Source organism: Stenotrophomonas thermophila, from assembly GCF_001499715.1.
Taxonomy (GTDB): Bacteria; Pseudomonadota; Gammaproteobacteria; order Xanthomonadales; family Xanthomonadaceae; genus Stenotrophomonas; species Stenotrophomonas hibiscicola.
This window is the reverse complement of record NZ_CVIW01000001.1, coordinates 477,736-489,618: the sequence shown is the minus strand read 5'-3', so window position 1 is coordinate 489,618 and position 11,883 is coordinate 477,736. Positions and strand designations below refer to the sequence as shown.

Sequence of the window (11,883 nt, the reverse complement as noted above, 5' to 3'; positions counted from 1 at the left end):
CCTTTCGTTGAAAGGGTCCGACCCCCGGCTTCTTCAGCTGCGGCGCAGCCGCTGGCGGTGCCCGGACAGGTCCATGCTCCACAGCAGCAGCGCACCCAGCAGCGCCGGCAGCACGCTGAGCACGGACAGCATCATCAGGAATGACACTGGCAATTCCATGCGGACGGGCTTGCCCCGGCGCAGCTGGTAGCGGATCCATGCCGTGGCCAGCACGGTCCAGGCCAGCAGCCAGCACAGCGGTGCCAACCACAGCGAAGGCGAGGGCACCCACAGGTACACGGCGGTACCGACCACTGCGATGGCTGCGCAGGCGACCGGCAGGGCCAGCCAACGCAGCCGGGAAGGCGGCACGGACGGGTCTTCAGGGGCGCTCTGCCAGACGAACAGATGACGCAGGCCAATGGCCAGCAGCGTGCCGAGCAGTGGCGCCAGCGCTGCCGTGCCCAGCACGATCGCCCTGCGCTGCTCTTCCGACTGGTAGGGCAGCAGCGTGTTGGCGATCTGGGTGGTGGCCAACGCGATGAAGGCCATCAACGTCAGCGCCACGCTTGCCAGCAGTGCACGCAGCAATGACAACTGTGCCGCGGTGAGGCGGGTGACATCGCTGGCGCCGGCCCAGAAGCGGGCTTGGCCCGCATCGATGCCGGGCGGCAGAGGACGGTCCTCCTGGCAGCCCAGTACGTCCATCAACGCTGCGGCCTGGCGCGGCACGCGCAGCGGCAGCGCGGACATCAGGTTGCGCAGGTGCGAACGCGGTTCGCGCAGCTGCTGAAGGCGGCTGGCAGCGTCATCGTGGCTGGTCCAGCGTCCGCCACGCGCCTCCATCTGCTGGGCCAGCAGATCGGTCTGCGCGGGCAGTTGCAGCCAGTCCTGCCAGGCGTGTTCGGCCAGCTCGCGCAGTTCGCCTGGTGCCAGGCCGCAGCCCGCGTCGTCCCAGCCGAAGGCCTGGTAAAGCGCCGCGGCTTCGGACAGGTTCATGGGCGCCTGCCGCGCGCGCAGCGCCTGCAGCACCCTAGCACTGGCTTCAGCGCGCTCGTTCAGGGACCACTGGCTGCGCAGACCCTGCAGGTACACCGCGAAAGGTTGCGGGTCGGTGGATTTGGCGCGCTGCAGCAGGTCCATCCAGTTGCTCATGGGTTTGCCTCGTGTGGGGGCTGCAGGCTTGAACGATCACTGTCTGCATTGCCGGGGGAGCTGGAAAATGCCCCGCGGAGGATTGCGATGGCGGCCAGCAGGGCGCACGTCAGAAGCAGTGCCAAAGCGACCGTTCGCCGCGTGAAGCGTCTGCGTGACGGCACGGAATGGTGCAGGGCGTCGCATGCGGCCGCCCAGAACATGACCTGCCTGCGCTGCAATGGCGGTGGGAGCGCCACGTGCTCCATCACAGGCACGCCGACAAGGTAATGCAGCGTTTCACGCATTTCGTGCCGCGTGCGCGCGGACAGCGCCTGGATGCGCGCGCGCAGTGGGTGCCAGGGGCCACTGAGCCGGGCGACACGGGTGCGGGCCTGCACCACCGAAACCGGCGCATTCTCAAGATGCATGTAACGGGCGAGCGCGGTCTCGTTGCCTGGCACCAGCAACCAGCACAGGTGCATGCTGTGGCCGAGGGCGGCCATGTCGTAGCACTCGCGGATACTGTCCCGGTCATACCACTGGAAGCGGTCGGCCAGCTGCTCGAAGTTCGCTTGCGGGAACGGCGTAGTGCCCTTCATCAGCCGTTGCCAGGTTGCCAGGTTCACCGCGCCAGCATCCGCAGGGGGCTGCAGTTCCGGGGACTGCTGCAGCCAGGCTGCGAAGTCTGCCGGATCGCGTTGCTGACCGTTGCGGACGATGCGGTCGGCAAGCGCCTCGGCGGCAGATGGCCCTGTCGAATGCGTGGTGCCCAGATCGATTCCTGCGATCATCGGTCCTTCCCTAGTATCCGTGCCTGATTCTAGCCAGCATCGGTGCCCCCAACCATCAGCCGTTGCCCCATCCGGCCCCAGCGGCTATGGTCCCGGGCTGTTCTGTCGTACCGGATTGCCTCATGTCACCACGCAAAGCCCTTCCCGCCGCCCTGGCCCTAGGCCTGACCCTCGCTGCCGGCGCCCACGCCGATGAAGGCATGTGGATGCCGACCCAGCTGCCGGAACTGGCCAAGCCGCTCCAGGCCGCAGGCTTCAAGGGCAATCCGGCCGACCTGGCCAATGTCACCGCGCCGCCGCTGAGTGCCGTGGTGCGTGCCGGTGGTGGCACCGGCTCCTTCGTGTCCTCCGACGGCCTGCTGCTGACCAACCATCACGTAGCGATGGGCGTGATCCAGTACAACAGCTCGCCCGAGCACGACCTCATCAACGGTGGCTTCATCGCCAAGGACCGCGCCGACGAGCGCCCGGCCAACCCGGACTTCCGCGTGCTGGTCACCGTCGGCTTCGACAAGGTGACCGACCAGGTGCTGGCGCAGGCCCGCGGCAAGACCGGCCGTGCCTACTTCGATGCCGTCGATGCCGCCAGCAAGCAGATCGTGGCCGAGTGCGAGAAGGACGGCAGCGTGCGCTGCTCGGTGGCCAACATGTACTACGGCACCGACTTCTACCGGATCGCCCAGCTGGAACTGAGCGACGTGCGCCTGGTGTACGCGCCGCCGCGTGCGATCGGCAACTATGGCGATGAGATCGATAATTTCATGTGGCCGCGCCACACCGGCGACTTCACCCTGCTGCGCGCCTATGTGGGCAAGGACGGCAAGCCGGCCGCCTACAGCAAGGACAACGTGCCCTACCAGGCACCGGCGCACCTGAAGATGTCGGTGGAAGGCCCGAAGGAAGGCGACTACGCGATGCTGGCCGGTTACCCGGGCATCACCTATCGCCACCGCACCGCGGCCGAATTCGCCGGCCAGATCGATGCCGTGCTGCCGCGCCGCGTGTCGGTGTTCCAGCAAATGATCGACACCATCGAGGCCGCCACCGCCAAGGACGCGCAGGCGCGTACCCGCTATGCCTCGCAGCTGCAGTCGCTGAAGAACAACCGCAAGCGCGCCGCTGGCGAACTGGAAGGCCTGCTGCGCAGCGACGCCAAGGCCCAGCGTGCCGCCGACGAGACCGCGATGCTGGCCGCGACCGACCGCAAGTACCAGGGCGACATCAAGGCGTTGCTGGCCAACCTGTCGCAGGGCGCGGCGGTGGGCGAGCGCGACCTGCTGCTGGACCAGATCGCCGCGCAGAGCCAGCTGCTGCGTTCGGCGTTGCTGCTGGAGCGCCTGCGCATCGAATCGGCCAAGCCGGACGCGCAGCGCGAGAGCGGTTACCAGCAGCGCGACCAGGCGATGATCGAAGGCGTGCTCAAGCAGGTCCAGCGCCGCTACGCGCCGGAGGTCGAGAAGGCCCTGCTGACCACCCTGCTGACCCGCTACCAGCAGCTGCCGGACGCGCAGCGCGTGGCCGAGTTCGACGCGGCCTTCGGCCGCACCCCGCAGCAGCTGGCCACGGCGCTGGACACCCTGTACGCCGGAACCCAGCTGGGCGATGAGGCGCAGCGCCTGTCGCGCTTTGCCGCCGCACGCGAAGGCAAGGCCCTGGCCGCCGATCCGCTGATCGCCGTGGCCGGCCCGCTGGTGGCCGCGCAGCTGCGCATCGAGAACGAGAGCAAGACCCGCGAAGGCGAGCAGCTGCGCCTGCGCCCGGCGTACATGCAGGCGCTGTTCGCCTGGCGCGCCAAGCAGGGCCGCGCCGTGTACCCGGATGCCAACCGCACCCTGCGCATCAGCTACGGCAAGGTCGAGGCGCTGCACCCGCGCGACGGCGTGACCTACTCGCCGGTGACCACCGTGGCCGGCATTGTCGAGAAGAACACCAACGCCTACCCGTTCGATGCGCCCAAGCCGCTGCTGGCCGCGATTGCCAAGGGTGACTTCGGCAGCACCGCCGACCCGGCGCTGAAGACCCAGACGGTCAACTTCCTGACCAACCTGGATACCACCGGCGGCAACTCCGGCTCGCCGGTGCTCAACGCCAAGGGCGAACTGATCGGCCTGAACTTCGACAGCAACTGGGAATCGGTCAGTGCCAGCTGGTGGTTCGACCCGCGCTACAAGCGTGCCGTGCACGTGGACATGCGCTACCTGCGCTGGCTGCTGGCCAAGGTCTACCCGGCACCCGAGCTGCTGAAGGAAATGGGCGTACCGGCCCAGTAAACCGGTACCTGGCAGGCGCCCACCGCTTCCTGGTGGGTGCCCATTGATTCCCGGTAGGTGCCCACTGTTAGTGGGCACGGATGTCCCCGTCACGACCAACGGTCGTGACCCACCAGACGGACCAATGGTCGTGACCCACCGCCATGACCTACCCGCACGACCAGCGGTCGTGATCTACTGACCCCTGTCCTGACGGAAACGCACGCGTGGTCTCCAGCTGGATCCTGCTGCTGGTCTCGGTTGCCTATGCTGCGCTGCTGTTCGGCGTGGCGTGGTGGGGCGACCGTCGGCCGATGTATCCCGACCGGCCGTGGCTGCGGCCGGTGGTCTACAGCCTGGCGTTGGCGGTGTACTGCTCGTCGTGGACCTTCTACGGCGCGGTCGGCACCGCCGTGCGCAACGGCGTGGGCTACCTGCCGATCTACATCGGCCCGCTGCTGCTGCTGCTGTTCGGCTGGCGCATCATCGAGCGCCTGGCGCTGATCGCGCGCAGCCAGAACGTGGTCTCCATCGCCGATTTCATCTCCTCGCGCTTCGGCCGCTCGCGGCGGCTGGCCGCGCTGGTGGCGATCATCGCGCTGATCGGCATCATTCCGTACCTGGCGCTGCAGTACAAAGCGGTGGCGATGAGCCTGCAGGTGCTGACCGGCAACACCGGCCCTACCGGCTTCTTCACCGACCCGGCGCTGTACGTGGCGCTGCTGATGGCGTTGTTCGCCACCCTGTTCGGTACCCGCCAGGTCGATGCCACCGAGCACCATCACGGCATGATGCTGGCGATCGCCTTCGAATCGGTGATCAAGCTGCTGGCGATGCTGGCCGTGGGCGTGTTCGCCTACCTCTGGCTGAGCAATCGCACCGACGCGGTGGTCGAGTCGGTGCATACGCTGTTCACCGGCCTGCCGCCGGTGGGCTTCATCTCGCAGACCCTGCTCAGTTTCCTCGCCATCATCTGCCTGCCGCGCCAGTTCCACGTGGCCGTGGTCGAGTGTGGCGATGTGCGCGACGTGCGCCGCGCGCGCTGGATGTTCGGCGGCTACCTGGTGCTGATCTCGGGCATGGTGCTGCCGATCGCCACCGCCGGCGTGACCCTGTTCGGCACCGGCGGCAGCGTCGCCGACGACTCGATGGTGCTGGCCCTGCCGCTGGCTGAAGGCCGCAACGCGCTGGCACTGATCGCCTATGTGGGCGGCTTCTCGGCCGCCACCGGGATGGTCATCGTCTCGTCCATCGCGCTGGCCACCATGGTCAGCAATGACCTGGTGATGCCGGTGCTGCTGCGTCGCAGCGGCGACCACCAGGAGGCGGCCGACGTTGCCTCGCGCGTGCTGTGGATCCGCCGCCTGGCGATCCTGCTGCTGGCGCTGATGGCCTACAGCTACTACCGCACCAGCAGCAACGACAGCACGCTGGCCTCGTACGGCCTGATGGCGTTCGCCGCGGTGGCGCAGTTCGCACCGGGCCTGATCGGCGGCCTGTACTGGCGTGGTGCCAGCCGGCGTGGCGTCGAGATGGGCATGCTGCTCGGTTTCGCCACCTGGCTGTACACGCTGCTGCTGCCGGCGATGACCATGGCCGGCTGGGTTGATGCCGGCTGGGTGCAGCACGGTCCGTTCGGCATCGAATGGCTGCGTCCGCAGCAGCTGTTCGGCATGACCGGCTGGGATCCGCTGACCCACGGCACGTTCTGGTCGCTGCTGGTCAACGCGGCGACGATGATGCTGGTGTCCGCGCGCTGGCGCCCCGGTGTGGACGAGCGGCTGCGCGCCGCGCCGTTCCTCGACCCGTATGCCGAGCGCCCGTCGGTGGCCGGTGGCTGGCCCGGTCATGTGCACGTGGGCGACCTGCTGGCACTTGCCTCGCGCGTGGTCGGCGAGCGCCATGCGCGGCGCTCGTTCTTCGAGCAGGCACAGTCGCTGGGCCGCGAGCTGCAATCCTCGGCGCCGGCCGACCGGCCGTGGGTGCAGTTCACCGAACGCCTGCTGGCCGCCTCGATTGGTGCGGCCTCGGCGCGCCTGCTGCTCACCAGCCTGCTGCGTGGCTCGGGCATGGACCTTGGCGAAGTGGTGGCGGTGCTGGACGAAGCCGGGCAGGAACTGCGCTTCAACCGCGAGATCCTGTCGACCACGCTGGAGAACATCAGCGCCGGAGTCAGCGTGGTCGATCCGGACATGCGCCTGACCGCGTGGAACCGCCGCTACCAGGACATGTTCGGTTACCCCGACGGCATGCTCTACGTGGGTCGCCCGGTGGCCGACCTGATCCGCTACAACGCCGAGCGCGGCGAGCTGGGCGAGGGCGATATCGAAGTGCAGATCAACCGCCGCATCGGCTACATGCGCGCCGGTTCGCCGCACGTGTTCGAGCGCACCCGCAGCGACGGCAAGGTGATCGAGATGCGCGGCCAGGCGCTGCCCGGCGGCGGCTACGTGACCAGCTACAACGACATCACCGATTACAAGCACGCGGAAAAAGCACTGCTGGAAGCCAACGAGACGCTGGAACAGCGCGTCGCCGAGCGCTCGCATGAGGCCGAGGTCGCGCAGCAGTCGAAGACCCGCTTCCTGGCGGCGATCAGCCATGACGTGCTGCAGCCGTTGAATGCTGCGCGCCTGTTCGCTTCCGCGCTGCGCGACAGCGATCACGTGAGCGACGAACAAAAGCATCTGGCCGAACGCGTGGACGCGTCGCTGCGCGCAGCCGAAGAACTGCTTGATGGCCTGCTGGACGTGTCGCGGCTGGATGCCGGTGGCCTGCACCCGGTGATCGGCGAGTTCGACGTGAGCGCGCTGATGCGCGAGCTGGCCGCGCAGTACACCCCGGTCGCCGCCGGTCGTGGCCTGCGCCTGGACCTGTTCGCACGCGCGGCCTGGGTACGCAGCGATCGCCGCCTGCTGCGCCGCGTACTGCAGAACTTCCTGGCCAATGCGCTGCGCTACACGCGCCAGGGGCGCATCGTGCTGGCCGTGCGCCAGCGCGGCGACGAGGTGGAACTGCAGGTGTGGGACACCGGCCCGGGCATTCCCGAACACCACATGCGGCAGATCTTCGACGAGTTCCACCGCTACCAGCAGCCGTTCGACTGGGGCGAGCAGGGGTTGGGCCTGGGCCTGTCGATCTGCCAGCGCATCTCGCGCCTGCTCGACCATCGTCTCAATGCACGCAGCCGCGTTGGCAGTGGCTCGATGTTCTCGATCATCCTGCCGCGGGTTGCGCCCTTGCCCGGCTACACCGAGCCTGCCAAGGCGACCCAGGCCGTGGCCACACCGGTGCGCAGCGATTCGCTGGCGGGCCTGCGGGTGCTGTGCGTGGACAACGACGAGGAAATCCTCGACGGCATGCGCGCACTGCTCGGCCGCTGGCAGGTGCAGGTGATCACCGCCGCCACCGTCGACCAGGCGCTGGAGAAGATTGCCGAGCGTCCGCAGGTGATGCTGGTGGACTACCACCTGCACGATCGCATGGATGGCCTGGATGCGCTGGTGGCGCTGCGCGAGGCGGCCGGCTACCCGCTGCCGGGTGCGCTGCTGACCGCCGATGGCCGCGACGAGTTGAAGCGGATGGCACGCGAGCGCGGCTACCGCGTGCTGACCAAGCCGATCAAGCCGGCCTCGCTGCGCGCCTTCCTGGGCGCGCTGCGCGACGCGCAGTAGTGCCGGCCGCTGGCCGGCAACCACGACGTGAAACCATGCCAGGCAAGCCTGGCATCGACCAGAGCTTCATCAGCCTGGCAGTAGATCCACGCCATGCGTGGATGTGACGTCAGGTAGTGCCGGCCGCTGGCCGGCAACCACGTAATCGCGGAAGCGTTACCCCACGCCGTGCAGGTGCTCGTACAGGATCGTCGCGCCGATGATCACCAGGATCACGCCACCGATGATCTCGGCACGCTTGCCGACCATGCTGCCCAGCACACGGCCGAGCATGATGCCGACGGTGACCATGGTGAGCGTGCACAGGCCGATGACCGCGGCCATCACGCCGATATGGACGTCCATGAAGGCCAAGCCGATACCCACCGCCATCGCGTCGATGCTGGTGGCGAACCCGGTCAACGCCAGCTTCCAGAAGCCATGGTGCTGGGAGGGGTCTTCGTCTTCGTCGGCACTATGCGGGCGCAGGCCGTTGTAGATCATGTGGATGCCCAGCGCGCCAAGCAGGCCAAAGGCAATCCAATGGTCAAAGGCCTCTACGTACTGCAGGGCGGCACGACCGAGCAGCCAGCCGATGATGGGCGTGATCGCCTCGATGGCGCCGAAGATGATGCCGGCACGCAGTGCATCGCGGAACACCGGCTTGCGCATGGCCGCACCCTTGCCGATCGCGGCGGCAAAGGCATCGGTGGACATGGCAAAGCCGATCAGGAGGATCGAAATGGGGGACATGGACAGCGACTGAGGTCGGGCAAGGACGGACGCACGGCTCGCGCTCGCGCCCAACCTGACGTTGCGCGCGCGGGCCGCTGGTCTCGCCAACCATCATGGTTGTCCACGCCACGGCGCACTGGCCGAGTATGTTGACGTGGACGATTCCTGCGAAGGAATCCGGCTACTCCCCAAGGGGACGCGAAGCTTAGCATCGCGATTCGCGCGTGGCGCATTTCCAGCGAAACGCGCAGGCAGGGCTGGTTTGTATAGCGATGGCTATATCGCGAGCGCAGCGGTGCCGGGTAGTGCCGGCCGCTGGCCGGCATGCGCAGCGGCGAGAGCGTGCCAAGCAAGCTTGGCACCTACCGAAGCGGTTTCGGGTGATTTCAGGAGCTGAAGGCGATTGCCGGCCAGCGGCCGGCACTACCTCAATCTTCTTCCGGCGGCAGCACGATGGCGTCGTCGTCGATCGCCAGCTTGCCGGCCATCAGCACGGCCTGGGTGCGGTTGGTCACGCCCAGCTTGCGCAGGATGGCGGTGACATGGGCCTTGATCGTCGCTTCGGAGACGTTGAGGTCGTAGGCGATCTGCTTGTTCAAGCGCCCGGCGCCCAGCATCTGCAGCACGCGGAACTGCTGCGGGGTCAGCTCGCGCAGGCGCTGGCCGACTTCGCGTTCTTCGCTGCCGGTGGGCGGCACGTTGTGCGCTTCCGGCGGCGCCCAGGTCTCGCCATCGAGGATGGTGCCCAGTGCATGGCCGATGGTGTCCGAATCCGCAGACTTCGGAATGAAACCCAGCGCGCCGTGGTCGAGCGCGCGGCGCATCACCGTGGCTTCTTCGCGTGCGGACACCACCACCACCGGCAGGTGCGGGTGCAGCGAGCGCATGTGCACCAGCGCGTTGAAACCCTGTGCGCCAGGCATGTTGAGGTCCATCAGGACCAGGTCGGCGTCGTTGTGCTGGTCGGCCAGCGCATACAGCGCTTCCACGCTGTCGGCCTCGAACAGCTGCACGCCGGGGATGACCCGCTGCACGGCGCCGCGCAGGGCTTCGCGGAACAGCGGGTGGTCATCGGCAATCAGGAGGGTGGTCATGGTCGGGGGGAACCGTGGGGGAAAGCAGATGGGGTCAGAGCCCTTTCCTTGCGGAAAGGGATCCGACCCCGGTCGTACATCAGCGCACCTTGCGCTCGTCCACCAGTGACGCCACCACCGACGGATCAGCCAGGGTCGAGGTGTCGCCGAGCTGGTCCGGCGCGTTCTCGGCGATCTTGCGCAGGATGCGGCGCATGATCTTGCCCGAGCGGGTCTTCGGCAGGCCCGGCGCCCACTGCAGGTGGTCCGGCGTGGCGATCGGGCCGATCTCCTTGCGCACCCAGGCAACCAGTTCCTTCTGCAGCTCATCGCTCGGTGCCTCTTCGGCCACCAGGGTGACGTAGGCGTAGATGCCCTGGCCCTTCACGTCGTGCGGGAAGCCGACCACGGCCGCCTCGGCCACCTTCGGGTGCGAAACCAGCGCGCTTTCCACTTCGGCGGTGCCGATGCGGTGGCCGGACACGTTGATCACATCGTCGACGCGGCCGGTGATCCAGTAGTAGCCGTCCTCGTCGCGGCGGCAACCGTCGCCGGTGAAGTAGCTGCCCGGGTAGGTGCGGAAATACGTATCGATGAAACGCTGGTGGTCGCCGTACACCGTGCGCATCTGGCCCGGCCAGGAATCACGGATGATCAGGTTGCCCTCGGTCGGGCCGTCCTGGATCTCGCCATCGGCATTGACCAGCGCCGGCTGCACGCCGAAGAAGGGCAGGGTGGCCGATCCCGGCTTGAGGTCCATCGCGCCGGCCAGCGGCGAGATCAGGATGCCGCCGGTTTCGGTCTGCCACCAGGTATCGACGATCGGGCAGCGGCTGTCGCCGACCACTTCGTAGTACCAGCGCCAGGCTTCCGGATTGATCGGCTCGCCGACGCTGCCGAGCAGGCGCAGCGACGCGCGCGAGGTCTTCTTCACCGGCTCCTCGCCTTCGCGCATCAGCGCACGGATCGCGGTCGGGGCGGTGTAGAAAATGCTCACCTTGTGCTTGTCGATCACGTTCCAGAAGCGCGAGGTGTCCGGATAGTTCGGCACGCCTTCGAACATCAGCGAGGTCGCACCGTTGGCCAGCGGTCCGTACACGATGTAGCTGTGGCCGGTGACCCAGCCGACGTCGGCGGTGCACCAGTAGATGTCGTCCTCGCGCAGGTCGAACACCGCTTCATGGGTGTAGGCCGCATACAGCAGGTAGCCGCCGGTGGTGTGCAGCACACCCTTCGGCTTGCCGGTGGAACCGGAAGTGTAGAGGATGAACAACGGGTCTTCCGCGTTCATGCGTTCCGGTTCGCAGGTGGACGGCTGGCTGTCCACCACATCGTGGAACCAGCGGTCGCGCGGGGCCTGCATGTCCACCGCGCCGCCGGTGTGGCGCACCACCAGCACGGTTTCAACCGTGTTCGTGCCCGGTAGCTTCAGCGCGGCATCGACGTTGGCCTTCAGCGGAATCTTTCGACCACCACGCAGGCCCTCGTCGGCGGTGATGATCAGTTTGCTCTGGCAGTCGCTGACGCGGTCGGCGATCGAGTTCGGTGCGAAGCCACCGAACACCACCGAGTGGATCGCACCGATGCGCGCGCAGGCCAGCATGGCCACCGCGGCGTCGACGATCATCGGCAGGTAGATGGTGACCCGGTCGCCCTTCTTGACGCCGAGGTTGCGCAGCGCGTTGCCGAGGCGGCAGGTGCGCTCGTACAGCTCGCGATAGGTCACATGCTGGGCCGGTGCATCCGGGCCGTCCGGCTCGAACAGCAGGGCGGTCTTGTCGCCGCGCGTCTCGAGCTGGCGATCCAGGCAGTTCACGCTGGCATTGAGCTCGCCATCCTCGAACCACTTGATGCGGAAGTCGGACAGGTCATAGCTGACGTTCTTGATCTTCGTCGGCTTGCGCATCCATTGCAGGCGCTCGGCGGCCTTGCCCCAGAATCCATCCGGATCGGCCACCGACGCCTGGTACTGCTGTTCATAGGTCTTCTTGTCGATGCGTGCCTTGGCGGCGAACTGCGGATCGACGGGGTAGATATCAGCCATGGCACCCTCACTTGCACGTTGACTTTGTATGTGCGGTCGCAGCATCGCAACGACCGATCCCCCTCAGTTTGCCCCATCCACCCCCGGCCGCGTCACCACCCTGGTTAGACCATGGTCGAAAGTGAGCGCCTTGCAGGCCCGGGTTCGACCAATGGCGAATAGCCGCTATACATAATCGCCCCGCAGTCTCGGCTCGACCGTGCCCCACGCGCGGCATCACCT

General features: G+C 67.4%; 7 protein-coding genes and 1 riboswitch. Of the genes, 2 read left to right on the top strand and 5 right to left on the bottom strand.

Going from position 1 to position 11,883, the window contains the following annotated elements; all coding sequences use genetic code 11:
* Positions 1-33: 33 nt before the first annotated feature.
* Together BN1263_RS02175 and BN1263_RS02170 are read right to left on the bottom strand one after the other, a co-directional pair.
* Positions 34-1,134: a hypothetical protein gene (locus tag BN1263_RS02175; RefSeq protein WP_058979255.1), complete on the bottom strand. Its 1,101-nt coding sequence runs from the start codon at positions 1,132-1,134 to the stop codon at positions 34-36.
* Positions 1,131-1,907, bottom strand: coding sequence for a hypothetical protein (locus BN1263_RS02170; RefSeq protein WP_058979253.1), 777 nt, complete (start codon positions 1,905-1,907; stop codon positions 1,131-1,133). Before BN1263_RS02170 ends, BN1263_RS02175 begins: the two co-directional genes overlap by 4 nt.
* Positions 1,908-2,029: 122 nt before the next feature.
* Between BN1263_RS02170 and BN1263_RS02165 the strand changes: the two genes are divergently transcribed.
* Positions 2,030-4,177, top strand: coding sequence for a S46 family peptidase (locus BN1263_RS02165; RefSeq protein WP_058979251.1), 2,148 nt, complete (start codon positions 2,030-2,032; stop codon positions 4,175-4,177).
* A gap of 206 nt (positions 4,178-4,383) precedes the next feature.
* The gene (locus BN1263_RS02160; RefSeq protein WP_058979249.1) at positions 4,384-7,830 is read left to right on the top strand and encodes a hybrid sensor histidine kinase/response regulator; all 3,447 of its coding nucleotides are present in this window, start codon (positions 4,384-4,386) and stop codon (positions 7,828-7,830) included.
* Positions 7,831-7,986: 156 nt separating this feature from the next.
* On the opposite strand, the gene mntP is transcribed toward BN1263_RS02160, so the two are convergent.
* The 3 genes from mntP to acs all read right to left on the bottom strand — a co-directional run bounded on the left by mntP (position 7,987) and on the right by acs (position 11,661).
* The gene (gene mntP, locus BN1263_RS02155; RefSeq protein WP_058979247.1) at positions 7,987-8,562 is read right to left on the bottom strand and encodes a manganese efflux pump MntP; all 576 of its coding nucleotides are present in this window, start codon (positions 8,560-8,562) and stop codon (positions 7,987-7,989) included.
* An 88-nt stretch (positions 8,563-8,650) separates the two neighbouring features.
* A riboswitch (yybP-ykoY riboswitch) is annotated at positions 8,651-8,740 on the bottom strand.
* Positions 8,741-8,972: 232 nt separating this feature from the next.
* Entirely contained in the window at positions 8,973-9,638 is a 666-nt protein-coding gene (locus BN1263_RS02150; RefSeq protein ID WP_006477308.1) for a response regulator transcription factor, read from the bottom strand.
* Between the two features lie 79 nt (positions 9,639-9,717).
* Complete coding sequence (gene acs, locus BN1263_RS02145; protein ID WP_058979245.1) at positions 9,718-11,661, bottom strand: acetate--CoA ligase; 1,944 nt, start codon at positions 11,659-11,661, stop codon at positions 9,718-9,720.
* Positions 11,662-11,883 lie beyond the last annotated feature (222 nt).